19 protein-coding genes are annotated in these 24699 nt (G+C 72.3%); 4 read left to right on the forward strand and 15 right to left on the reverse strand.

The genetic code is table 11. The features are described from left to right. Positions 1–26 precede the first annotated feature (26 nt). The 4 genes from PCC79_RS01230 to PCC79_RS01245 all read right to left on the reverse strand — a co-directional run bounded on the left by PCC79_RS01230 (position 27) and on the right by PCC79_RS01245 (position 3196). On the reverse strand, positions 27–689 hold the full coding sequence (locus tag PCC79_RS01230; RefSeq protein ID WP_232548741.1) for a response regulator transcription factor: 663 nt from the start codon (positions 687–689) through the stop codon (positions 27–29). Positions 690–694: 5 nt separating this feature from the next. Beyond that, positions 695–1849: a sensor histidine kinase gene (locus PCC79_RS01235; protein WP_232548742.1), complete on the reverse strand. Its 1155-nt coding sequence runs from the start codon at positions 1847–1849 to the stop codon at positions 695–697. Positions 1850–2427: 578 nt separating this feature from the next. Beyond that, positions 2428–2556: a hypothetical protein gene (locus tag PCC79_RS01240; RefSeq protein WP_269779329.1), complete on the reverse strand. Its 129-nt coding sequence runs from the start codon at positions 2554–2556 to the stop codon at positions 2428–2430. Between the two features lie 145 nt (positions 2557–2701). Continuing rightward, complete coding sequence (locus PCC79_RS01245) at positions 2702–3196, reverse strand: FBP domain-containing protein (protein ID WP_232548743.1); 495 nt, start codon at positions 3194–3196, stop codon at positions 2702–2704. A 137-nt stretch (positions 3197–3333) separates the two neighbouring features. Between PCC79_RS01245 and PCC79_RS01250 the strand changes: the two genes are divergently transcribed. Continuing rightward, positions 3334–4167 (forward strand): hypothetical protein, encoded by an 834-nt coding sequence (locus PCC79_RS01250; RefSeq protein ID WP_232548744.1) that lies wholly within the window; start codon positions 3334–3336, stop codon positions 4165–4167. A gap of 4 nt (positions 4168–4171) precedes the next feature. Here PCC79_RS01250 and arfB read toward each other — a convergent pair whose 3' ends face one another. From arfB to PCC79_RS01265, 3 genes are all read right to left on the reverse strand, one after another. Next, positions 4172–4627, reverse strand: a complete 456-nt coding sequence (arfB, locus tag PCC79_RS01255) for an alternative ribosome rescue aminoacyl-tRNA hydrolase ArfB (protein WP_232548745.1) — start codon at positions 4625–4627, stop codon at positions 4172–4174. A 136-nt stretch (positions 4628–4763) separates the two neighbouring features. Next, entirely contained in the window at positions 4764–5600 is an 837-nt protein-coding gene (locus tag PCC79_RS01260) for a hypothetical protein (protein WP_342372757.1), read from the reverse strand. Continuing rightward, positions 5597–6535, reverse strand: coding sequence for a hypothetical protein (locus PCC79_RS01265; protein WP_342372758.1), 939 nt, complete (start codon positions 6533–6535; stop codon positions 5597–5599). The genes PCC79_RS01260 and PCC79_RS01265 overlap by 4 nt, the downstream gene beginning before the upstream one ends. Positions 6536–6912: 377 nt before the next feature. On the opposite strand from PCC79_RS01265, the gene PCC79_RS01270 reads away from it, so the two are divergent. Both PCC79_RS01270 and PCC79_RS01275 read left to right on the forward strand, forming a co-directional pair. Then, positions 6913–12462, forward strand: coding sequence for a carboxyl transferase domain-containing protein (locus PCC79_RS01270; protein WP_342372759.1), 5550 nt, complete (start codon positions 6913–6915; stop codon positions 12460–12462). 54 nt (positions 12463–12516) lie between these two features. Then, the gene (locus PCC79_RS01275) at positions 12517–14880 is read left to right on the forward strand and encodes an excinuclease ABC subunit UvrA (protein ID WP_342372761.1); all 2364 of its coding nucleotides are present in this window, start codon (positions 12517–12519) and stop codon (positions 14878–14880) included. Positions 14881–15375: 495 nt separating this feature from the next. Here PCC79_RS01275 and PCC79_RS01280 read toward each other — a convergent pair whose 3' ends face one another. The 8 genes from PCC79_RS01280 to PCC79_RS01315 all read right to left on the reverse strand — a co-directional run bounded on the left by PCC79_RS01280 (position 15376) and on the right by PCC79_RS01315 (position 23326). Continuing rightward, positions 15376–15978, reverse strand: a complete 603-nt coding sequence (locus PCC79_RS01280) for a TlpA disulfide reductase family protein (RefSeq protein WP_342372763.1) — start codon at positions 15976–15978, stop codon at positions 15376–15378. A gap of 128 nt (positions 15979–16106) precedes the next feature. Beyond that, positions 16107–17021, reverse strand: a complete 915-nt coding sequence (gene ccsB / locus PCC79_RS01285; RefSeq protein WP_342372764.1) for a c-type cytochrome biogenesis protein CcsB — start codon at positions 17019–17021, stop codon at positions 16107–16109. Positions 17022–17026: 5 nt separating this feature from the next. Continuing rightward, complete coding sequence (locus tag PCC79_RS01290) at positions 17027–18535, reverse strand: cytochrome c biogenesis protein ResB (RefSeq protein ID WP_342372765.1); 1509 nt, start codon at positions 18533–18535, stop codon at positions 17027–17029. Between the two features lie 10 nt (positions 18536–18545). Then, on the reverse strand, positions 18546–19325 hold the full coding sequence (locus PCC79_RS01295; protein ID WP_342372766.1) for a hypothetical protein: 780 nt from the start codon (positions 19323–19325) through the stop codon (positions 18546–18548). 172 nt (positions 19326–19497) lie between these two features. Then, a complete protein-coding gene (locus tag PCC79_RS01300; RefSeq protein ID WP_342372767.1) occupies positions 19498–21012 on the reverse strand; it encodes an ammonia-forming cytochrome c nitrite reductase subunit c552 in 1515 nt (504 codons plus the stop codon). Continuing rightward, positions 21012–21518, reverse strand: coding sequence for a cytochrome c nitrite reductase small subunit (gene nrfH / locus PCC79_RS01305; RefSeq protein WP_232548755.1), 507 nt, complete (start codon positions 21516–21518; stop codon positions 21012–21014). The genes PCC79_RS01300 and nrfH overlap by 1 nt, the downstream gene beginning before the upstream one ends. 159 nt (positions 21519–21677) lie before the next feature. Beyond that, positions 21678–22358 (reverse strand): response regulator transcription factor, encoded by a 681-nt coding sequence (locus PCC79_RS01310; protein ID WP_342372768.1) that lies wholly within the window; start codon positions 22356–22358, stop codon positions 21678–21680. Beyond that, positions 22355–23326, reverse strand: a complete 972-nt coding sequence (locus PCC79_RS01315; protein WP_342372769.1) for a sensor histidine kinase — start codon at positions 23324–23326, stop codon at positions 22355–22357. Before PCC79_RS01315 ends, PCC79_RS01310 begins: the two co-directional genes overlap by 4 nt. A 185-nt stretch (positions 23327–23511) precedes the next feature. Here PCC79_RS01315 and PCC79_RS01320 point away from each other — a divergent pair, with 185 nt between their 5' ends. Then, positions 23512–24666, forward strand: a complete 1155-nt coding sequence (locus PCC79_RS01320) for a serine hydrolase domain-containing protein (RefSeq protein ID WP_342372770.1) — start codon at positions 23512–23514, stop codon at positions 24664–24666. Positions 24667–24699 lie beyond the last annotated feature (33 nt).

Genomic DNA, 24699 nt, shown 5'->3' on the forward strand with positions numbered 1-24699 from the left:
GATGAAGTTGCCGTCACTCGGCGCGATCAGAGCCGCTCGACCAGCCCCCACTCATAGGCGCGGACGACGGCCTTGAGCCGCGAGGTCACCTGCAGTTTCAGCATGATGGCCGAGACGTGCGATTTCACCGTTGATCCTGAAACCCGTAGTTCCTCGGCGATCTCGCCGTTGGAGTAGGCGTCGCACAGCAGACGCAGGATCTGCAGCTCGCGCGGGCTCAGCCCCACCTCCTCGGCCGTGCGTTGCGGACGCCGCCCGTTCGGCTGGCGCTGCACCAGGCGGGTCATCGGCCCCGGCGAGACGACGGAGGACCCGCGCATCACGGCGCGGACCGCCTCGGCGAGCCCGCCGGGGGAGGTGTCCTTCAGCAAGAACCCGTTCGCACCGGCGCGGAGCGCCTCCTGGACGGCTTCGTCCTCGTCGAAGGAGGTGATGACGAGGATCTTGGTGCCGGGGAGGCGGCGGCGCAGTTCGGCGGTGGCGCCGATGCCGTCGAGGCGGGGCATGCGGACGTCCATGATCACGACATCGACCGGTTCCGCAGTGATCGCGGACACCGCGTCGGCACCATTGGTGAGTTCGTGGACGATGTCGAACCCACCGGCCCGCAGGTAGGACGACAGGGCGGAACGGACGATCGCGTCATCGTCGACGATCGCCACCGTGATGCCGTCGGGGACGGTGGTCATGGCCCTCATTCTCCCCCGATCGGCAGTTGTGCGCGCAGGATCCACGTGCCGGACACCGGAGTCACCTCGAGTTCGCCGCCGAGAGCCTCCACGCGTTCGGCGGCGCCGAGGAGCCCGAGCCCGCGCTCGGCGCCGTCGCCGTGGGGTGTCCGCTGCCGGTTGGTGAACACGGCCTCGACGAGATCGTCGTGGGTTTCGATGATGAGGCGGCATGGGCCGGGCGCGGCGTGCTTGACCATGTTCGAGGTGGCCTCCACGACGAGCTTCGCCAGGGTTTCACGGACCGATTCGGGCAGGCCGTCCAGGTCGGCCTCCAGGCTGGTCGACAGAATCAGACCGTGGCCGGCCAGCTCCCGCCGGCGTGACTCGATCACCTCCGTCACCGGCATGGTCCGCCACGGCGAGGCGTGGGTGTCGGCGTCGAACGCAGGATCGGTGCGGCGCAGGGTCTCGAGCATGCCCCGCAGGTCGCGGACGGAGCGGCGTCCGGTGGCGATGATGAAGTCGAGGTCGGCGACGAGTTCGGCGTCGCCGGCCGAGCGCAGCTTGATCTGCTCCGCGCGCATGATCATCGTGCTGGTGGCGTAGGCGACCGTGTCGTGGAGGTCGCGGGCGATGCTGCGGCGCTGCGCCTGCAGGGAGGCGAGGCGGCGCTCCTCCGCGTCGGCGCCCTGCAGCCGCAACCGGCCGATGGAGCGGCCGGCGCCCCAGGCGCCCAGCATGAGCGCGCCCAGCACGAGAATGGACTGCACGGCATCGTCGATGGTCAAGGAGATCTGGAACGACAGGGCGGCCAGCAACACGGTGTACCAGATCGCGCACAGGTCGCGCAGACGCCGCAGCCCGCGCACCCCCGTGGACACGACCGGGATGTAGACGCTGAGGGCGGACACGGGCAGGCTCTCGCCGTGGAGGAGGACCAGCACGACGAGCGCCGCCCCGGTTCCCAGCGCGCCGATGACAGGCCAGCGGCCGGACGCCCCGGCGAACAGGGCCAGCACCACCTCGACGACGATGTGCTGCCCGGTCGGCGTCGCGCCCGCGCTGAACAGTGACAGGCTGAGCAGCACCAGGGCCACCAGCGACTCCGGCACCCCGGCCGACCCCAGCGTCCCCACCCACGTGGGCAGGCGGCGCCGGCCCCCCGCCTCCTGCGACATGGCGGCAGTCTCTCACGGCGCTGACGGGAACCGACTTGTGGCGAACGGACTCGTGGTCAACCGGTGGTGATGGGGCCGTCCCGAAGGGTGTGGTTTCCGCGCGGTGGGTGGTACTTAGGTGCCGGCCGGCGGGGTACTTTCTGCCGATGCGCGCCGGCGGACGATGGCCTAGCGTGGTCTGCGTGTCCACCCCCCGCACTGGCGCAAAGCAGTCGGTGAAGGGCGCCCCCGATCTCATCGTGGTCATAGCGGTCGTGACCGGGATCGTGGGAGGCGCCCTCATCGGCCTCTGGGTCGGTGATGCCCGGACCTTGGGGGCGGTGGGCGCACTGGCCGGGTTGGTCGCGGGATTGGCGTTGCCTGTCCTGTCGCCCCAGAACAGGGGACGCCCCGCGACCCCCGGCCGCCACCATCTTCTCGAGCGCAGGTACCCCGCGCACGGCTCCGCACCACGTTCTCCCGCCCGGCCCGCGACCGAGGCTGATCACACCGCCCGCCCGCGCTGAGCCCGTGCTCCGCCGAACGTCAGTCCGCGCGCGGCGTCCTGCGCCCGCCGCGTCCTGCTGCGCCCGGTGTGTTCAGCGCGCGCAGAGCACCGGGATCAGGTTGCACATCCACGGCGGCAGATCCATGGTCTCCTGGACCGACGACACCAGACCGGCGTTCAACAGCCCGAACGCGACTGCGGCGGCGAGTGTTCTCTTCATGGTGGGTCCCCCTCCGGATTCACGCGGTGCGATTTCAGTTCAACACCGTGGTGACCATAGTAGGTTTCACCGATGCCGGTGTCACTCGCGTCCCGCAGCGGGGGCCGTGCCACCCGCCGCCCCACGCTCCGCGGTGGGGCGTGGGTCACTCGACGCAGATGCGGGCGAGGAAGTCCTCGACGTTCTCACGCAGGCGGGCGATGCGGTGCTCGGTGGACACGGTCTCGGGCATCGTGCCCCCGCCCACCGAGCGACGCAGCCCCCGCACGTAGAGCGAACAGGCGAGATCGGCGCAGATGTAGGTGCCCACAGTGTTGTGGTTGACGCCGGCCCGGCCCGCTCGGCGCGCCACCATGAGCACCGCGCCCTGCGTCTGGTGTTGCGTCCAGCAGAGGTTGCACAGGGCGCGACGGCCGTGCGGACGGTTCTTGGGCAGGCGGAGCACGGCGCCCACCAGTCCGAACGAGGTCTCGGCGACGAAGTAGCCGCGTTCGGGCGTCTGCGGGTCGGTCCAGCCCAGGTAGTCCAGCGAGTCCCACAGCGTCGCGTCGTACCACCACGGCAGGTGCAGGCGTTCGCGCTCGGCGTCCGTCGCGTTCACGAAGCTGGCGAGGATCGTCTCCCCGGCCAGCGACTTCATGGTGCCGTTTCTACCCCACCGCGGACGGTCCCGGGGGGTGCCCCGCCGCAAACTTCAGGGGGAGATGGGTGGGAGCCGCCGGGGGGAACGGTTCTGGGGCGTCCTCGCGCGCCGATATCCTTCTCGGAGGAGGGCTGTTGATCCAGATGCAGGACGAGCAGGTGCCGCCGGACTCCGACCGCGAGCGGCAGATCTTCGTGACCCTCTCGACCGTCTTCGCTCTCGTCTCGGCCATGGTCGGCCTCGGCCTGCTCGGCAGCCCCGTCGACGTCGTCGCGAGCGGGGCGCTGGCCTCGGACGCGACGCTCGTCGCGCCCGCCCAGTGGGCGTTCCTGCTGTGGCGTCCCATCTACCTCGGCATGCTCGCCTACGCCGTCCTGCAATGGCTGCCCGGCCAGCGGACGCGCCCCCTCCACCGCGAGATCGGCTGGCAGGCGGGCTGGTCGATGATCCTCGCCGGGGCGTGGGTGTTGGTGACCCAGCGCGGCTGGCTCTGGATCGGTGTGCTCTTCCTCTTCGCCATCGTGTTCGTGCTCGCCCTGGTCAACCTGACGCTCGCCTCCGGGGCGGTCGAACGGCGCCGGGCCGGCAGTTGGCTCGCCGTGGACGCCACGTTCGGCGTCTACCTCGGGTGGGCCAGCATCGCCACCATCGCGATGGTGACGGCGACCCTCAAGAGCGTCTACATCACCTACGGCAACCTCGATCCGCTCGTGGCCGTCATCGTGCTCCTCATCGGGGCGGGCGTCGGCGTCCGGCTCGCACTCCACACCAAGGCCTCCCTGACGATCCTGTTCGGGTTCGTGTGGGGGTTCGTCGCCATCGCCTGGGGCCGCCTCGCCGGGCCACTGGAGTCGCCGTTCGTCGCGGGGGGCGCCATCCTCGCCGCGGTCGTGGTGACGGGCGGCACGCTGGCGGTCGGCTGGGCCGGTCGGCGCAGCGCCGCGGGCATGGTGGCCGTCGCCGAGTAGGCGCTCAGCCGCCCCCGTCGGACGGCGAGGGACGCGACCGGTTCGCCTTGGTCTGTGCCCGGTGGCGTTTGGCGGTGAGCCGACGTTCCACCGCCCCGCGGCCGGGACGCGTCGCCCGGCGGGCCGGCGGGGGTGGCGCGAGGGCGTCCCGCAGCAGGGTGGCGAGACGGCCGCGGGCGGCAGTCCGGTTGAGCCGCTGCGACCGATGCTCGGAGGCGTCCACCGTGAGCACCGTGCCCGTCAGCCGCGAGGTGAGGCGCCGGAGCAGCCGGACGCGTTGCGCGTCGGTGAACGGGCGCGCGGTGGCCAGGTCGATCGAGAGCTGCACCCGGGAATCCGTCGTGTTCACGCCTTGGCCACCCGGCCCCGAGGAGCGCGCGAAACGCTCGCTGAGATCTGCGGCGGGGACGACGAGACCCTCCGGCACCCCGGGCCCGGGCGGGATGGTCAGGTCGGACATGGCGCCAGCCTAGGCCCGAGGCGCCCCCGGTGTCCGCACCGCGGGCCGGAGGTGGCCGCGCCGTTGTCCACAGGGTTGTCCTCAGCTGGGGATGAATGACACCGGTGTAAGTCGGCCCGCCGCCGCGGGGCCGCCACTAGAAGGGATCCTCGCCGCGCAGCGCGGCGTGCAGCATGTCGCGCAGGCCGGCGTCGGTGAGGCCGGAGCCCTCCAGCCGACCGTCGGGCAGGGAGCGGAGGAGCCCCACGTGGGCGCGGCCGGCGTGGACCACCGCCGTCGCCACCCCGGTGCGGCCGTGATGGCGCAGCGCGAGGGAGGCGACGCCGCCGTCCTCGTCGAACGGGGCCGGCCACGCCGTCAGCGAGGCAAACGCGTCCGCGCCCCACACGACGGGCGCGTGCTCCGCCCCCGGGGCGTCCTCGGGATTGGCCAGTGCTCGCAGGTACTCGGCGGCGCCCGCGGCGGTGGTGGCGCCGAAGGCGTGCAGCCCGTTCGGGTCGACGTCCTCGATCAACACACCCCGGCCGTGGTGGGCGTAGGCGAACACCCACCGCGCCCCGGCGTCGCCCTCACGAGACAGGTGCAGCACCGTCTGGGCGGTGCGCCGCAGCATGAGCACCCCGGTGATCTCCCGGCACGCGGTGAGGCGCAGCTCCCCGGTGGGGGAGCCGTCCGCGGCCTCGGCGGGTCCGAGCGCGACCATCGAACGGGCGATGAGCCCGCGCAGCGCGATGCCGCCGAGCTGGGCCGCGGTGAGGTCCTGCGCGTCCAGCCACGGGGTGGGGGACGGTTGCTCGTTCTGGAGTCCGTCGAGCGCGACGATCTCCTCATCGGTCAACACCACGACGTCGCGCGGCACGTCGGGCGGATCGGCCAGGACGGCCAGGGCGGCGTCCGCGTCGGCCCGGCTCCAGGTGAAGCCGGGCGGCGGCAGCGCGTCCGGCGCGGTGGTGGCGGTGAGCAGGCGGGTCACGAGAAGAGTCCCTTGGCCCAGGCAGCCACCCGGGTGGCGGCGTCCGACACCCCCGACCCCACCGCGGCGGCGGCGTCCCCGGCCCGGCGCCCCGCGTCGTGCAGGAAGGCGCCGATGTCCTGGCGGTGGTCGTACACCAAGTTGCCGAGCGACCAGGCCCCCGCCACCACCCCCGCGCCCACGGCCACCGCCACGAGGGCCGTCGCCGCGACGGGGGCCAGTGCCGCGCCGGCTCCGAACGCCAACGCGATGGTCGCGGCCCCGCCGGCGATGGAGAGCGCCCCGGCAATCCGGTCTCCGGTGCCGCGCCAGCCGTCGTGCGTGGGGTCGATCAGCTCCTGCGCGCCGCCGGCGATGGCGAACAGGCCGCCGATCGGCCCCAGCCAGCGGCCGACCGCTCCCAGTGGCCCACCCAGCCGGGCGAGCTGGTTGGCGAGGAGGCCGTTGCGGCCGAGTGCCGTGTCGACCATGTCCCCCATCACGAACACCCGCGCCGATGCCGCCGCGGTGTTGACCTCGGCGAGGGCATCTGCGGCGGTGTGGATCCGCATGAGGTCGGTGACCTTCTTCAGGGTCAGGGCACCCTGGACCGGCTTCTTCAGCGCCGAGACCCACTCCGCCGCCGAGGCCAAGGTGGCCAGCGCGAGGGCACCGCTGGCGATGCCGCCGTGGTCGGAGGCCTGCGCCTGCTCGTCGGCGTGGTGGCCCAGCGCGTCGGCCGCCTCGGCCAGCACGCGTGACGTCTCCGCCAGGCTCGGCGCGTGCTGGCCCGCCCACTGGTGGCGGAAGCGGTCGGCGTCCGGCCCCTGCCAGGCCCCGCGGGCGATCACCGGGCCGAGGGTGCGGGCCACGCCCTCGAGCGACCGCGCGGCCGCCCGGGCGTCACCGGCGAGGTGGCGCAGCGACTCCACGTCGGCGCCGACCATGACGGTCATGTACTCCCCCCTCCACCGGCCCGGGCGGACCGTCAGGCAGGACGCTAGTGCCGTCGAGCCGACCTGCCCCGAAATTTCTTGCTGGCCTGTGGACAACCCGCTCCCCGCCCCGGCGGATTGTGAATTGGACCCGAGAAAATGGCGCCATGGCACCCTTTCCTCGGGTCCAAACGGTCGAGACGGGGCCCGGACGCCACCGCTCCCGCCTTGTGCGGTTCCCACAAGTGGACGCGGCCCATCGTTGGGTTTCGCCCGGTGGACTTTGGTGACTTCCTCGAAACGCGGCCGTTCGTGTCGCACGGCGCCCCCGCGCGTGGGAGATTGCGATACGGCCCCGGAACGGCGGGGTCCGCCGACCGTGCCCTCAGGGAGGTTCCGTGTTCCAGCGCATCGCGATCGTCAACCGCGGGGAGGCCGCCATGCGGCTCATCCACGCCGTCCGCGACCTCAACGCCGAGCGTCCGGACGCCCCGCCGATCACCACGATCGCGCTGTACACCGACGCCGAGCGCACCGCGATGTTCGCGCGCGAGGCCGACGAGGCGTACGCCCTGGGGCCGGCCTCCGAGCGGCCCTACCTGAACCACGACCTCCTCGCCGACGTCCTCACCCGGGCGGGGGCGGACGCCGTGTGGGTCGGCTGGGGCTTCGTCGCCGAGGACGCCGCGTTCGCCGATCGCGTCGCCGAACTCGGCATCACGTTCATCGGCCCCTCCGGCGACGCCATGCGCAAGCTGGGCGACAAGATCGGCAGCAAGCTCATCGCCGAGGAGGTCGGCGTCCCGGTGGCGCCCTGGAGCCGCGGCGGCGTCGACTCCCTCGAGGACGCCCTCGCCGCGGCCGACCGGATCGGCTACCCGCTCATGCTCAAGGCCACCGCGGGCGGCGGCGGCCGCGGCATCCGCCGGGTCGACTCGGCCGACGACCTCTCCGACGCCTACCAGCGCACCCGCGACGAGGCCGAGCGCGCGTTCGGCTCCGGCGTGGTGTTCCTGGAGAAGCTCGTGACCGGCGCCCGCCACGTCGAGGTGCAGCTCATCGCCGACGGCCAGGGCACCGCCTGGGCGTTGGGCGTCCGCGACTGCACCGTGCAGCGCCGCAACCAGAAGGTGATCGAGGAGTCGGCCTCGCCGCTGCTCACCCCCGCCCAGACCGACGAGCTCAAGGCGTCCGCCGAGCGGCTCGCCCTGGCCGTGGACTACGCCGGCGCCGGCACCGTCGAGTTCCTGTACCACCCCGGCGAGCAGCTGTTCGCCTTCCTGGAGGTCAACACCCGCCTGCAGGTGGAGCACCCCATCACCGAGATCACCAACGACTTCGACCTCGTGAAGGCCCAGATCCGCGTCGCCGCCGGTGAGCGCCTCACCGAGCGGCCCGACGAGACCGGCCATGCCATCGAGGCCCGCCTCAACGCCGAGGACCCCGACCGCGACTTCGCGCCGGCCCCCGGCCTCATCACCCGCCTCGACCTGCCCGTCGGCCCCGGCATCCGCGTCGACACGGGTGTCGCCGAGGGCGACACGATTCCCGCCGACTTCGACTCCATGATCGCCAAGGTGATCGCCGTGGGCCGCACCCGCACCGAGGCGCTCGGACGCCTGCGCCGCGCCCTCGCGGAGACGACCGTCCTCATCGAGGGCGGCGCCACGAACAAGAGCTTCATCCTCGAGTTGCTGGGACGCCCCGAGGTCGTCGGCCCGCGCGACGGCGAGCAGGACGGCGCGGTCGGCTGGGCCGACACCGGGTGGATCGACCGGGCCCGCGCGGCCGGTGAGCTCGTCGCGGACGCCCATTCCGGCGTCGCGCTGGTGGCCGCGGCGATCGAGGCCTACGACGAGGCCGAGCAGCTCGAGGTGGCCCGCCTGCTCGAGACGGCCCACGGCGGACGCCCCCAGGCCGCGCACGCGTCCGGGCTGTCGGTGGACCTGAAGCTCCGGGGGGAGTCCCACACCCTGACCGTCTACCGGACGGGGCCGCACCGGTACCGGGTGCGCGTCGGCGACGTGACGACCGACGCCGAGGTGGAGCGCCTCGACGACGTCCACGGCCGCCTCACCGTGGGCGCGCAGCGGTTCCGGATCGTCACGCAGACGCACGGCCCGGTGCACCTCATCGAGGTGAACGGGGTGACCCACCGCGTCTCCCGCGACGAGGGGGGCGTCCTGCGCTCACCCGCCCCGGCGCTCGTCGTCGCCACGCCCGCCCCCGTCGGTGCCGAGGTGGCTGCCGGTGCACCCGTGGTGGTGCTGGAGTCCATGAAGATGGAGACCGTCATCGCGGCTCCGTTCGCCGCCCGCGTCCGGGAGCTGCTCGTGATGACGGGCAGCCAGGTCGAGTCCATGGCGCCGCTGGTGCGGCTGGAGCCGGTCGGGGAGGGCGAGGAGGAGGCCGCCACGCCCGCCGCCCGGGTGGAGCTGCCGGCCGCGGCGTCCGACCCGAGCGTGGCCGCCCGCCCCACGCAGCTGCGGGAGGAACTCGCCGCGCACCTCATGGGTTACGACGCCGACCCCACCGTGGGCACCCTCGCGGCCTACCTCGCCGCCCGTGAGCGGGCGCTCGCCGAGGGTGCCGGCGTGGCCGCCGACGTGGTCGCCGGGGAGATCGAGCTGTTCGCCCTCTTCGCCGATCTCGCCGAGCTGAGCCGCAACCGGCCCGCCTCGGAGCAGGCCAACACCGAGCTCCGCATCCACTCCGACCGCGAGCACTTCCACGGCTACCTGCAGAGTCTGGACGCCGCGCGCGCCGACCTGCCGCAGCAGTTCGTGGACCGTCTGCAGCGGGCGCTGGCCCACTACGGCGTGAGCGAGCTGGACCGGACGCCGGCGCTGGCGGACGCCGTGTTCCGCGTCTTCCTCGCCCAGCAGCGCGTGGCCGAGGACGTCCAGGTGGTGCTGGCCATCCTCGACCGGTGGATCGCCGAGCCCGCCCCCGAGGCCGCGGTCGCCACGTCGGCCCGCGCCCAACTGGAGCGGCTGGTGCGGGCGACGCAGCGGCGCTTCCCGGCGGTGGGTGACCTGGCCCGCTCGGTGCGGTTCCGGTGGTTCGACCAGCCGCAGGTGGACGCCGAGCGCGAGGCCGTCCTTGCCGGGGTGGACGCCGAGGTGGCCGACCTGGCCGCCCACCCGGTCGCCGCCGACCGCGTGGAGCGCCTCACCGCGCTCGCCGCGATCCCCGAGCGGCTGGTGCCGCACCTCGCGGAGCGGCTGACCGCGGGCCTCCACCCGCACGAGCCGCTGCTCGAGGTGCTCCTGCGCAAGCACTACGGCGAACACGAGTTGACCGACGTCAACGCCACCGTCGTCACCGGCCCCGGTCACGGCGCGGGTCGGCCGCTCGTCACCGGGGCGTACCTGCTGGAGGGTCAGGCCTGCCAAGTGGTCACGACCGCCTGTGGCGCCGACGAACTGGGCCCCGACGGGCCCGTCGCGCGCTTGGTGGCCGAGCAGCTCGCCGCCCGCGCTGGCGGGGAGGACGCCGTCGTGGAGATCTACGTCGCGTGGCCGCAGCGACCCGACCATGCGGAGCTCTCGGCCCAGCTGCAGCCGGTGTTGTCGGCCTGGGCGTGGCCCGGCGGGCTGCGGCGCTGCGTGATCGCCACCTGCGCCCCCAACGGTGACGTGGACTACTTCACGTTCCGCCCCGCCCAGGGAGGCGGCCTGGCCGAGGACGTCCGGATCCGCGGCGTCCACCCCATGATCTTCCGCCGGCTCAACCTGTGGCGGCTGCGGGAGTTCGACGTGACCCGGCTGCCGGCGCCGCGCGGCGTCCTGCTGTTCGACTGCGTCGCGCAGGCGAACCCGTCCGACCGGCGGCTCGTCGCGATGGCTGAGGTGAGCCAGCTGGCCGCGGTGCGGGACGCCGACGGGCGCCTGATCGGCCTGCCGCACGCCGAGCGGGCGGTGGAGAACTGCCTGGAGGCCATCCGCCGGACGCGGGCCGCCCGCGGCCCCGCCGGCAGCACCCTCGACATGAACCACGTCTGGGTCACCGTGTGGCCCGAGATCGACCTCGAACTGAGCGACATCGCGGCTCTGCAGCACAAGATCACCCCGCTGTCGGACGGCGCGGGCATCGAGGAGGTCGTCGCGCAGGGCACGCTCGCCCGCCCGGGGGAGGCGGCCGTGCCGGTCGCGGTGCGGTTCCACGCCCGGGCCGGCGGCGGCGTCACGGCGTCCGTCGAGCCGCCGCCCAGCGAGCCGTTGCGTCCGCTCGACGACTACGCGGCCAAGGTGCTCCGGGCGCGCCGGCGGGGGCTGGTGTACCCCTACGAGCTCTCCCAGACCCTGGCGGGGCCGGGCGGGTCGTTGGAGGAGCTGGACCTCGACGCGTCCGTCGCGCCCGGCGAGCCCGACCGGCTGGTGCCGGCCGAGCGGAGCCCGGGTCGCAACAGGGCCGGCATCATCGTCGCCCGCGTCAGGACCGTCACCCCGCTGCACCCCGAGGGCATCACGCGGATCGTGCTGTCGGGCGACCCGACGCGCGGGCTGGGCGCGGTCGCCGAGCCGGAGTGCCGCCGGATCATCGCCGCGCTCGACCTGGCCGAGGCCGAGGGCGTCCCGCTGGAGTGGTTCACGCTGAGCTCGGGCGCCCGCATCTCGATGGACTCCGGCACGGAGAACATGGACTGGGTGGGCGCGGCGCTGCGCCGCATCGTGGAATTCACCCAAGGGGGCGGGGAGATCAACGTCGTGGTGGCCGGCATCAACGTCGGCGCCCAGCCGTACTGGAACGCCGAGGCGACGATGCTCATGCACACCAAGGGCATCCTGGTGATGACGCCGGACTCGGCGATGGTGCTGACGGGCAAGCAGTCACTCGACTTCTCCGGCGGCGTCTCGGCGGAGGACAACTTCGGCATCGGCGGGTACGACCGGGTGATGGGGCCGAACGGGCAGGCGCAGTACTGGGCGCCGGATCTCGGGGCGGCGTTCGCCATCTTGATCCAGCACTACGAGCACACGTGGGTGGCGCCCGGTGAGTCGGGGCCCCGGCGGGCGCCGACGTCCGACCCGGCCGACCGCGACGTGTCCGACCACCCGCACCACCTGGCGGGCTCGGATTTCACCACCGTGGGCCAGATTTTCTCCGCTGAGCACAACCCGGAGCGCAAGAAGGCCTTCGACATCCGCACCGTGATCGCCGCGGTGTGCGACGCCGACCACCCCCGCCTGGAGCGCTGGGCGGGTATGGCGGACGCCGACACCGCGGTGGTGATGGACGCCCGCGTCGGCGGCCACGCGGTGTGCGTGCTGGGCATCGAGTCCAAGCCCGTGCCGCGCGCGGGATTCCCTCCCACCGACGGCCCCGACACCTACACCGCGGGCACGCTGTTCCCGCGCTCCAGCAAGAAGGTGGCGCGGGCGATCAACGCGGCCTCGGGCAACCGACCACTGGTCGTGCTGGCCAACCTCTCGGGCTTCGACGGCTCCCCGGAGTCGATGCGCAACCTGCAGTTGGAGTACGGCGCCGAGATCGGCCGGGCGATCGTGAACTTCGACGGGCCCATCGTGTTCTGCGTGATCTCGCGCTACCACGGCGGCGCCTTCGTGGTGTTCAGCAAGCAGCTGAACCCGTCGATGACGGTGCTGGCGATCGAGGGGTCCTACGCCTCGGTGATCGGCGGGGCGCCCGCGGCGGCCGTGGTGTTCGCCGGCGACGTCCGGACGCGCACCGCCGCGGATCCGCGCGTTGCCGATCTGGAGGCGCGGCTACGGACGGCGCGCGCGGAGGACAAGGCGGCGCTGCAGGTCGAGCTGGCCGACGCGCGCAAGGTCGTCCGGGCGGAGAAGATCAGCGAGATCGCCGCCGAGTTCGACCGGGTGCACAACATTCACCGCGCCGTGGAGGTGGGGTCGGTGGATCGCGTGATCACCCCGGCCGAGTTGCGGCCCGCGATCATCGCGACCATCGAGGGGCACCGGGGCTGAGCCGGCCTGGGGGGCTGGCCGCGGGCGGGGGCGTCCGGCCGCTACGCTGCCGCCATGCCGACGCCCGCGCACGCTGCTGATTCCCATGACCTGATCCGCATCAGCGGGGCGCGGGCGAACAACCTCAAGGACGTGAGCCTGGAGCTGCCGAAGCGGCGGCTGACGGTGTTCACCGGGGTGTCGGGCTCCGGCAAGAGCTCGCTGGTGTTCGACACCATCGCCGCCGAGAGCCAGCGGATGATCAACGAGACCTACCCGGCGTTCGTGCAGGGCTTCATGCCGACGTTGGATCGGCCCGACGTGGACTCCCTCGACGGCCTCACCACCGCGATCATCGTCAGCCAGGATCGGCTCGGCGCCAACGTGCGATCGACCGTCGGCACGGCGACGGACGCCAACGCGCTGCTCCGCGTCCTGTTCAGCCGCCTCGGTGAGCCGCACATCGGCCCGCCCCAGGCGTACGCCTTCAACGTGCCGTCGGCCACCGGCGGGGGAGCGATCACCGTCCAGCGCGGTGAGAAGACGATCGCGCAGAAGGCGTCCTACACGGTGGTCGGGGGCATGTGCCCGAAGTGCGAGGGCATCGGGCACATCTCCGACGTCGACCTGGCTGCGATCTTCGACCCCGAGAAGTCGCTGGCCGACGGGGCCCTGCTGGTGCCGGGCTACTCGATGGACGGGTGGTACGGCCGCATCTTCGCCGGCTCGGGCTTCTTCGACATGGACAAGCCGGTCGGCCAATTCGGCAAGCGCGAGATGCACGACCTGCTGTACAAGGAGGCCACCAAGATCAAGGCCGAGGGCATCAACGTCACCTACGAGGGCGTCCTGGTGAAGATCGGCAAGTCCATGTTCAACCGCGACCCCGACGAGCTCCAGCCGCACATCCGGGCGTTCGTGCAGCGGGCTGCGGTGTTCAAGACCTGCCCCGAGTGCGACGGCACGCGCCTGACCGAGGGGGCCCGGTCGTCCCGCATCGAGGGGCTGTCGATCGCGGACGCCTGCGCGATGCAGGTCTCCGACCTGGCTGCGTGGGTCGCGTCGCTGTCCGCACCGGCGGTGGCCCCGCTGCTCTCGGGGCTACGGGACCTGCTGGATTCGTTCGTCGAGATCGGGTTGGGTTACCTCAGCCTCGACCGGGCCTCGGGCAGCCTGTCGGGGGGCGAGGCGCAGCGGATCAAGATGATCCGCCACCTGGGCAGCGCGCTCACCGACGTCACCTACGTCTTCGACGAGCCGACGATCGGCCTGCACCCCCACGACATCGCCCGCATGAACGACCTGCTGCTGCGGTTGCGTGACAAGGGCAACACGGTGCTGGTGGTGGAGCACAAGCCCGAGGCGATCGCGATCGCCGACCATGTGGTCGATCTGGGGCCCGGTGCGGGCAGCGGCGGCGGCGAGGTGGTGTTCGAGGGCACGGTGGCCGGGCTGCGGGCGTCCGACACGCTGACCGGTCGCCACCTGGACGACCGCGTGTCGCTGCGGGAGCAGGTGCGGACGCCGACGGGCGCCCTCGAGATCCGGGGTGCCAGCACCCACAACCTGGCCGACGTGGACGTGGACATCCCGCTGGGGGTGCTCGTGGTGCTGACGGGGGTGGCCGGGTCGGGCAAGTCGTCGCTGATCGCCGGTTCGGTGGCGAAGCGGGAGGGCGTGGTGGTGATCGACCAGGCGCCGATCAAGGGCTCGCGGCGCTCGAACCCGGCCACGTGGACGGGCGTGCTCGAGCCGATCCGCAAGGCGTTCGCCAAGGCCAACGGGGTGAAGCCCGCGCTGTTCAGCGCCAACTCCGAGGGCGGTTGCGGCGTGTGCAACGGGGCGGGGCTGATCTTCACCGAGCTGGGCTTCATGGAGACCGTCACGTCCACCTGCGAGGCCTGCGAGGGGACGGGGTTCCAGGCGTCGGTGCTGGAGTACACGTTGGCCGGGCGCTCGATCCACGACGTGCTGACCATGCCGGTGGCCGAGGCGCTGACGTTCTTCGCCGACGGCGAGGCCCGGACGCCGGCCGCCACCAAGGTGCTGCAGCGGCTGTGCGACGTGGGTCTCGGCTACCTGACGCTGGGGCAGCCGCTCACGACGCTGTCCGGCGGCGAGCGCCAGCGGCTCAAGCTGGCGGCCCGGATGGGGGAATCGGCCGACGTGTACGTGCTGGACGAGCCGACCACCGGCCTGCACCTCGCGGACGTGGCGCAGCTGCTCGGGTTGCTGGACCAACTCGTCGACGCCGGCACGTCGGTGATCGTCATCGAGCACCACCAGGCCGTCATGGCCCACGCCGACTGGATCATCGACCTCGGCCCCGGCGCCGGCCACGACGGCGGGCACGTGGTGTTCACCGGCACCCCGGCCGAGCTCGTGGCGTCCGCCTCGACGCTGACGGGCCAGCACTTGGCGCAGTACGTCGGCGCCTGAGGCCCGCGGCGTCCCACGGCCGTGACCGTGTGTCCACCCTGCGGTGGGGGCGCCTCCCTGCCCTTCGGACCGCCTCCCTGTCCGTGAGGTCGCCTCCCTGCCCGTGGGGCCGCCTCCCTGCCCGTGGGGCCGCCTCCCTGCCCGTCGGACCGCCTCCCTGCCCGTGGGGCCGCCTCCCTGCCCTTCGGACCCCCTCCCTGTGCGAAACGCACGGCCCTGCCGTTGCAGCGCTGGGGAGGAGGGCTTCGAGCAGGGTGCCGTCGACAACGGCAGGGAGGCGAGCTGAACGACAGGGGCGTGGCGCCCTGGCGAAGCGTGGCTCTCCGGCGTGGGGCACTTCCCCCGTCCGCCGTAGCGGTGCTCTTCCGGCACGGGGAGCCCCGCTACGGCAGGTTAGCGAAGTGGTCCCGGATGCGGGGCCGCGGCGGGGCCACAGAGCTGAGATCGGGCCAGCGTGATCGGAGCCGCCTGGCCCCCGAGCGGGATCGGCGCGGGTCAGGCTCCCGGCTGGATCGCCGCCAGCTCGGCGTCGATGGTCTCCGGGCCGAGGATGCCGACGCGGGTCGAGCGCACCACGCCCTCGGCGTCCACGAAGTAGTGCACGGGGATGCCGCGGACGCCGTACAGCGCGGAGAGCTGGCCGTCGGCGTCCGGGATCTGGCCGAACGTCAGGCCCATGCGCTGGGCGTAGGGGGCGACGGTGGCGCCCGGTTCGCCCATGTACACGGCGAGGATCTCCGCACGCCCGTCGTGGGCGGCCTCGATGTCGGGCGCCTCGACGCGGCAGGGCGCGCACCACGTGGCACCGAAGGTCAGCCACACCGGGGTGCCGCGCAGGGACGCCAACGACACGGTGCGGCCGTCCAGCGTGGTCGCCGTGAAGTCCGGCGCCTCTTGGCCCACCGTCGGGGCGGGCCGGGCGTTGGCGCCGGGGTCGACGCTGGCCGAGGACGGGGCGGGTGGCAGCAGCAGCCACACCGCGAGCACCACCACCGCCACGAACCCGGCCAGGTAGAGCAGCCCAGGGACGCCGCCGCGCGCGGAGCCGCTCCCCCCTGCGGCACCTCGCCCGGCATCGGTCACGCTTGCACCGGTCACACCGGCATCGGTCACACCGGCATCTCTCCCCCCTCCATCGGCCGGGCCCGCATCGGTCACACCGCGACCACCCGGCGGCCGGGCCACACCGGCCCGCGACCCGGAGTCCGCACCCTTGCGAGTCGGCATCAGGCGTAGGCGTGCAGCCCGCCGAAGAACAGGTTGCCGTAGTAGGTGAACAGGATGGCCACGAAGCCGAGGATCAGCAACCCGGCGGATCGGTTGCCGCGCCAGCCACGGGACACCCGGGCGTGCAGGTAGGCGCCGTAGATGAGCCAGGTGACCAGAGAGGCGGTCTCCTTCGGGTCCCAGCTCCAGTAGCGGCCCCACGCGATGTCGGCCCACACGGCCCCCAGGATGATCATGATGGTGAGCATCGGGAACGTGATGACGACGGCGCGGTAGCCGATCTCGTCCAACAATTCCTCACTGGGCAGGCCGCGCAGCTTCAGGTGCGGGCGGATGAGATAGAACACCGCCGCGCCGAACGCGACCGCCGCCGCGCCATACCCCAGGATGGCCGTGGCGACATGCAGCGTGAGGAGCAGGTGGTTGTCGAGCGCCGGCATGAGCGGCACGGCCTCGGAGCCCACCGTGGCGGCGTACAGCAGCATCAGCACCGGCAGCGGCAGGATCGCCAGCGAGAGCGTGCGCAGCCGGTAGCGGTGGTTGAAGAACACGTACGCCAGCGTCATGCCCCAGGCGAACGAGCAGGCGAACTCGTACTGGTTCGCGAACGGCGCGTGCCCCGTCGCGAAGGTCCGCGCCGCCAGCCCGACGGTGAGCAGCACCAGCGAGATCTCGATGGTCCGGTCGGTGTACCACCCGAGCCCACGGCTGGGCGACTCCACCACGGCGGGGGACGCCGCGAGTCGCTCCGGTTCCGCCCCACCGGCCCCGGACGCCCCCACGAGCGCCGCCTCCTTGGCCGCTGCCTTTCGGGCCGCGGTGTTGCGGGTGAGGACGATGACGACGTTGCTGACCAGCGCCAGGGTGAGCAGCACCGTGGCCGCGGCGAGGCAGATGCGGGACAGTTCGAGCATGGCGGTTACCTCCTGGGAGCGTCGGCCGGGTCGGCCAACTGGGCGGCGAGGGTGCGGATGGAATCCTGGAAGACCGAGTCGTGCCGGTCGGGGGACGCGAAGGTGACGGTGGTGGTGCCGTCGTCGTTGGGGGTGACACGGGTCCACACGCGGTGGTGACGCAGGAACATCGTCCAGCAGGTGCCGATCATGATCAGGGCCGCGCCGATCCACACCCACAGCGCCCCCGGATCGCGCGACACCATCAGGCCGGTGTACTGCGCCTCGCGCTCGAACGTGAAGGTCAGGTCGGCGATCGTCGCGGTGGCACCGGGGGTGAGGAGCTGCGTGTCGATCGGGGTGTTGTCGGCGTCCAGGGCGTACACCTCGAGCTGCGCCTCACCGGGGCGGATGTCCGGCGTCACCTGCCCCGATGCCGGGGTGATGACGTAGAACACGAGGTTGCGGTCGGCCAGCTCGACGCGTCCGTAGCTGTACAGCTCGTCCGGCGTGGCGTACTGGAGCGGGATGCCCCCCTCGTGGACGACCGCGCCGGCGGCGTCCGTCACCGCGAACATGGCCGCGATGCCGAACGAGGCCTGGTTGACCGAGTAGCCGCCCCACCGGAGGGGGGTGTTGACCCGGACGTCCTGGTGGGCCACCTCCACCCCGTCGTGCCACAGCACCAGCTCGGAGACGTAGTCGGCCGGGCGACCGTCGGGGTGGTAGGTGTCGGAGAACGCCCGCGCCTCGACCGCCAGCCCCGTGTCGTAGCCCACGGCGCGCGTGGTGCCGATCGTGACCGGAAAGTTGTTCAGCTGCAGCCCGAACTGGCCCGTGATGAGCACGCCGGCGAGGATCACGACGAACGCGGTGTGCGCGATGATCGTGCCGACCGGGGCGAAACGGTTCTGGTCGGCGTAGAGCCGCCCCGGGGTGGTCTCGTCGGCCAGCACCCGGAACCGCCTGCCGAGCAGCCGGGCACGCACCTGCTCGATCGCCTCGTCGCGCCCGACGGGCAGGACGGCTGCCACGCTGAGGCGCGCCCGGTCGAAGAACGTGTCGCGCACGTGGACGCGCGTGTTCATCGACTGCTGCCACAGCAGCGGCATGCGGTGCGTGGTGCAGGCGATGATCGAGAGCACGAGCAGCGAGACGACCGTCACGAACGCCGGCGAGCTGAACATCGAGAAGATGCCCAGCACGGCCAGCGGAGTCGTCCAGCCGCGGAACGTGGGGCGCACGGTCTCCAGCCAGGACGCCATGAGCTCCGGGTCGCTGCGCACACCGTCGGGCGCTTGCGGGAACAGCACGCCCAGCAGCGTCAGCACCATCATCGCGAGGATCAGGAACAGGCCGAACCGCTTGTTGTGGAACAACCGGTAGATGCGGCGAGCGACCTCGCCGACCGAGATGTCCGGTTCCCTGCCGTGGGGGCGGCGCACGACGAGATCGTCGGCGGTGTCGTCCACCGCGCGGTCGACCGGGTCGTCCGGGTCGACCGGCTGGCGTCGGGGGGAGGTGTCGATGCTCATCGCGTCCCCCTCACGGCGTGGTGGCCGGGGTCGGTTCGGACGCCGGCGGCGTGGGCGTCGGCGACCCGACGGCCTCGCTCGCCAGCAGGCGCTCGCGGTGCTCCTGGGCGGACGCCGCGATGCCCGATCCGGGTGCCAGCTCACTCACCCTCTCCCAGGCCGCCACAGCCCCCGTGACGTCCGGCGGATCCTGCGCCATGCGCGCGAAACCGAGGTTGAACCACGGGTGCGGGCTGATGGGTGAGATCTCCGCGGCCCGCTGCCACTGCGCCTCGGCGTCCGCGACGCGGTTCACGTTGAAGTACGCCACGCCGAGCACCAGGCGGGAGTCGAGGTCGTTCGGCTGCTGCTCCACGAAGCGCTCCAGCCAGGTGGCCGACTCGGCGAACTGCTCGCCGCGGAAGTAGACGTCGGCCAGGGTCCGCATGCTCACCACGTCGGACGGATCGGCCTCGACCTTGGCGGTGAGAGCCGCCACCTGGGCCTCGTCCAGCGCCGGGGTGGTCGGGGCTGCCGCCGGCATCGCCGTCGTCTGGGCGATGTCGGGGTGACCGTCGGGCAACTCGGCCGCGGCCGGTGCCGGGTCACCCATCGTCCAGACGGCGAAGCCCAGCCCCACCGCGAACGCGAGGCCGGTCAGCATCAACAGCGCCTTGCGCGGGCGTCGCCGCACGCTCGAGCGCGTGGGTGGATCGGTCGTCGTCGCGCCGTCTGCGGCGGAATCGGCGGGGTCATCGACAGGGATGGCCTGGCCTTCGGCGACCGGTTCGTTCGAGGATTCTCGGACCATCATTCCCCTCCGTACCGGATGTCCCTCCAGTCTCGGCGAGCGGGTGTGGGCGAACCATCCCGCCGGCGGCATGATTCCGGCACAGCGGGGTACAACGAGGAGGACCCCACCCCTACCCAACGGTAGGGATGGGGTCCGGACGGGAGCCCGGGTCCGAGGCGGGCTTCCGGCTCTAGGGGGTCGCCGAGGCCGTCTCGGGGGCGGCCGGACGGGTCGGCGTCGGCGAGGCGGGCGGCGGGGTGTAGGGCGGCACCGGGGCCGGTGTCGGAGCGCCGGCGGCCGGGTAGGTCTGGCCCAGCAGGGCCAGCTGGCCGCGGCGGGCGGCGTCCGTGGCGTCGGCGAGCAACCGGTTGGTGTACGCCGGGGCGTGGAAGCCGTGGCTGTTCTCGCTGACCACGTAGTCGACGAAGAACTGCGCCTTGCGCTGGTAGGCCCAGGCCTCCTCGATGCGTGCCTGGTCGGTGCCGTTGGTGCGGGCCGTCTCGATGTCCCCGATCAGCTGGACGAGGGCGTCGAAGGCGGTGTCCTTGACGTGTTCGTAGCGCTCCTGGATGCCGCCGACGCGCTCGCGCATCTCCTGCTCGGTCACCGCGTGGCAGGTCAGGCAGCTGGAGTTGATGGACGCGTCCGAGCGCATCGGGCTGGCGACCTGGTGGTCGGTGATCTTCATCGCGCCCTCGCGCTGGTACGGCATGTGGCAGTCGACACACGTGACGCCGGACTGGGCGTGGACGCCCTGGCTCCACGTCTCGAAGTCGGGGTGCTGCGCCTTCACGACCGGGGCGCCGGTGAGGCGGTGGGTGAAGTCGGAGAACTCGTTCTCGTCGTAGTACTGCAGGGCGTCGTCGGCCGTCAGGCCGTGGTCCCACGGGAAGGTGAGGGTCTTCCCCTCGCCGGCGAAGTAGTACTCCACGTGGCACTGGGCGCACACGTACGCCCGCATCTCCTGGGCGGTGGCCTGCGTGTTGACGTCGTAGTCGCGGATGCCCTGGCCCGCCTTGTACTCCTTGATGCCCGCCACGAACGCGGGGCGGGTGACGCGGAGTTCCATCGTCTTCGGGTCGTGGCAGTCGATGCAGGCCACGGGGTGCTGGGCGAACTGGGTGGCCTCGTTGTAGGGCGTCCGGTTCATGATGGCCCACCCCTCGTCGGGGTCACCGTCGCCCATGGTGTTCACGATCTCGGGCAGGGAGGCGTGGCAGTTCAGGCAGGCGCCGGGCTGGTTGAACTGCGTGACGCGCTGCACGAGGCGCTGGTCCTCCAACATGTACGCGTGGCCGCGGGGCCGGTTGTACTCGACGGAGAACGCGTAGCCCTGCCACATCGTCACCATGCGGGGGTCGTTCTCGAGCTTGCTCTGGGTCTTGACCGTGCGCGGATCCTCGGCGGTGGGCTCCCGGGTGACGGTGTTGGCCGGATCCATCTCCTGCGTCCGCAGCCAGCCCTCGTACTGCAGCGGGTAGTTCTGGCCCCACACCTGCGGGTCGTACGTCTCGTCGGTCAGCTCGACGACCTGGAAATAGGGCTGCTGCGCCTCCGTCTGGCGCGTGAAGATGTTCACCAGCAGCGCCAGGACGCCGACGGCGATGACGCCGCCCAGCACGATGACCAGGGCGAGCAGACCCCACTTCGGGCGTCCGCTGCGCGGAGTCGACTTCTCATCAGTGGCGGCGGTGGCCATCGTCATCAGTCCCTTCCGTGACCGACGCCCGCGTGGCAGGACAGGCAGTCGATCTGTTGGTCATCGGTGCGCAGGGCGCGGATGTCGTGCGTCATCGTGTCGTGGCACGTCAGGCAGGCTTCCTGGGTGATCTGCCGGTTGTGGTCGCGGATGTGCATGTTCATCGGGTAGTCGCCCGTCGTGAACTTCAGGGCGTGCCAAAAACCGTTGTCGGCCTTGTTCACGTAGTAGTAGACGACGTTGTCGTGGGGGGAGTGGCAGTCCTGACACGTCGCGGCATTGGCGTGGACGCCGCGGCTCCAGCGGTCGTACTGGCCGTTCATGGCGTGGCACTGGTTGCAGGTCTCGGCCTCGTGGCCGAAGTAGTTCAGGCCGCCGGCGTAGCCGAACGTGAAGATGAGGATGCCGACGAGGATGCCCGTGAGCCCGGCCACCAGCGGCAGGAACCAGCGCCAGGACGCACCGATGGCGTCCCGGATCCAGCCCAGCGTCGCTGTGACGGCCCTGCGCATGGCTCCTCCTCCCGTCGACAGATGTCCCCTCCCGGCCATCCTTGCCCGCCCCCCGGGCGTCAACCATCCCGCCTGGGGTACAAAAGGGGCACAACGGAGATACAGCGGTCGGTGCCAGCGGTGCCAGCGGTGCCAGCGGCGTCAGGGGTGCCAGCGGCGTCAGGGGCGGCGGGGCAGACCGATCCCGTGCCGGACGACGTAGGTGGCGGCCTGGATGCGGTTGTCCATGTCGAGCTTGGCGAGCGCGTTGTGCACGTGGTTCTTCACGGTGCCCTCCGTGATCGACAGGCGCACGCCGATCTCCTTGTTCGACAACCCGTCGGCCACCAACCGCAGCACGTCCAGCTCGCGCTGGGGCAGGGCGGGACCCTCGGCGTCCGCCCGCTCCGGACGCGGCGGCGGCGTCCCCGCGCGCACCGCGGCGAGCAGGCGTCCGACCAGGGCCGGGGACACCGGGTTCTCGTTGCGCATCGCGGCGCGGATCAGGTCGAACAGCTCGGCGGGGGCCAGATCCTTCAGCAGGTAGCCGTGGACGCCGAGGCGGACCGCCTCCAGCAGGTGGTCGTCGTCCTCGCTGACGGTCAGCATGACGACGCGCGTCTCCGGCAGCGCCGCCAGGATGCGGCGCGCCGCCTCGATGCCGTCCATCACCGGCATCTCCACGTCGAGCACCGCCACATCGGGCTTCAGCGCCAGCGCCGCCTCGACCGCGAGCAGGCCGTTGCTCGCCTGCCCGACGACCTCCAGGTCGGCCTCCTCCTCGATGAGCTGGGCGATGGCGCGGCGGAAGAGGATGAGGTCGTCGGCCAACAGCACGCGAATGGGGTCGGGGGCCGTCATGCGCTCAGCGCCTCGGGCAGCACCTGCGCGGCGGGCACCGTGACGACGACGGTGGTGCCGCGGCCCGGCGCGGAGGTGACGGTGAGGCGTCCGCCGAAGCTCTCGGCCCGCTCGCGCATGGCCGCCAGCCCGTAGCCGTGGCCGTCCTGCGGGCACGCGGCCAGCGGGGTGAAGCCGCAGCCGTCATCGGTCACGGTGAACGTCGTCTGCGGGGCGGTGCTGCGCACGGTGAGGGTGGCGCGGGTGGCGTCCGCGTGTTTGCGGACGTTGCTGAGTGCCTCCTGGACGATCCGGATGACCTGCACCTCGGCGTCGGGGGTGAGGGCGAGGCCGGGGGCGTCGGCGTCCAGTGCGGTGGGGACGCCGGAGAGGCGGGTGTAACGCTGCAGGTAGCTCTCGAGGTGGTCGAGCAGGGCCGGGCGGGGCTGGTGGGAGTCCTTGAGGCCGAGGATGGCCTCGCGGACGTCGTGGTAGCCGTCGGAGCACAGTTCGGCGAGCTCGCCGATGTCACGCGAGAGGCGATCGGAGCCGCGCACCTCCGGGCGAGCGGCCAGCGCCTGCAGCTTGAGGTGGGCGACGCCCAGCACCTGGGCCAGCGAGTCGTGGAGCTCGCGGGCGATGCGGTCGCGCTCGGGGAGGGCGGCCGTGTGGCGTTCGGCGTCCACGCGGCGCTGGGCCTGGGCCTGGGCCAGCTCCTCCTCACGGAGCAACACCTCCGCGTGGGCGCGTCCGATCAGCCGGTACATGAACCAACCGAAACCGGCGGCGGCGACCACCATGACCAGCCCGACGACGTTGAGGCCGTGCTCGTGCCCCACGGTCTGAGCGACGAAGGGGTAGCCCGCGATCACGAGGGCGATGAAGACGACGGGGGCGACCATCCCGAGCAGGCGCAGGTTGCGCAACCGGTCCTCGGACGCGGTGCGGCGCGGGTGGTGCGGGCGCGCGGTCAGGTTCGGCGCCGACATCGCGACCTCCTCGAGTTGCGGTGTGCTGGCCGAGCGACCCCCGGACCGAGTCCCTCCCGCAGGAGTCTAGGAAGAATGGGGCGCGGATGCGGGCAATCCGTCGTATGGCAACGGATTTCGTCGGCCCCGCCCGATAGCGTCGGGTGCGACGGCACGGACGCCGAGAACGACACGAAGGAGTGGTCATGGCTCTGCAGCAGCTCGACACGGCACGGCACGGCTCCCTGCGGGGGGAGGTGGACGAGCGGGTGGTGGAGATCGCGGACACCGTGGCCACCCACCTGGGCACGGATCCGGACCTCTCGGTGCAGGTCGCGGCCTTCCACGACGGGCAGAAGGTGCTCGACGTCTGGGGCGGGCCGCACCTGGGTGAGGATTCCCTGATCGTGCCGGCCTCGGTGTCGAAGAACGCCATCGGTGTGGCCGTCGGACTGTTGGTGGAGCGTGGTGCGCTCGGGCTCGACGACCTGGTGGCCGACCACTGGCCCGAGTTCGCCGCCCGCGGCAAGGGGGCCGTGACCGTGCGGCAGCTGCTCTCCCACCAGGCCGGGCTGCCGTTCGCGACGGATCCTCCGCTGATTTGGGACGACCTGCTGGACCCCCACCGCGCCGCCCGGGTGTTGGCGGCGCAGCGGCCACAGTGGGCGCCGGGCAAGGCGTTCGGCTACCACGGGGTCACCATCGATGACCTGGCCGGGGAGCTGGTGTACCGCGTGACCGGCCAGACGTTGCAGGAGTTCCACGAGGCCGAGGTGCGGACGCCATTCGGCACCGAGTTCTTCCTCGGGCTGCCGGCGGGAGCCGAGGAGCGCCTGGTGGCGCCCCTGCCCATGATTCCGCCGGTGGCGGCCGGGGGCGCCGACGGCCCCGGCCCGGACCGCGGGCGGTTGTACTGGGTCGACCCGGTCGGGGACCCCATCGACATCGTCCGGGACGAGCGCTCCTGGCGCTTCGGGCACGCCGCGGTGTCCGCGACCGTGTCGGCGCGCGGCATCGCCGGGCTGCTGGCGTCCGCGGTGACGGGCGTGGGGGAGCGGCCCGCCCTGTGGTCGGCCGACACCGTGGAGCAGATGGCCCAGTTGCAGTGCCGCGGCTACGACGAGGTGTTGGGGCTGCCGGACCGGGCCCACTCGATCGTGTTCCAGAAGCAGTCGGGCACCTTCGCGTGGGGCGGCCCGCGCTCGTTCGGCCACGACGGGGCCTTCGGCTGCCTCGGCTGCGTCGACCCCGACACCGGCGTCGCGTTCGGCTACACCATCGCCCGCGGGCCGTGGCCCGGTGGTGCCGACCCTCGGGCCGTCCGGCTGGCCCGGCGCCTGGGGCTGCTGCTGGCGCGCTAGGGTCTGCGGGGGCCACGTGGCCAGAAGAGGGCC

Origin of the sequence: Propioniciclava soli, from assembly GCF_038502305.1 — a bacterium.
GTDB classification, from domain to species: domain Bacteria; phylum Actinomycetota; class Actinomycetes; order Propionibacteriales; family Propionibacteriaceae; genus Propioniciclava; species Propioniciclava soli.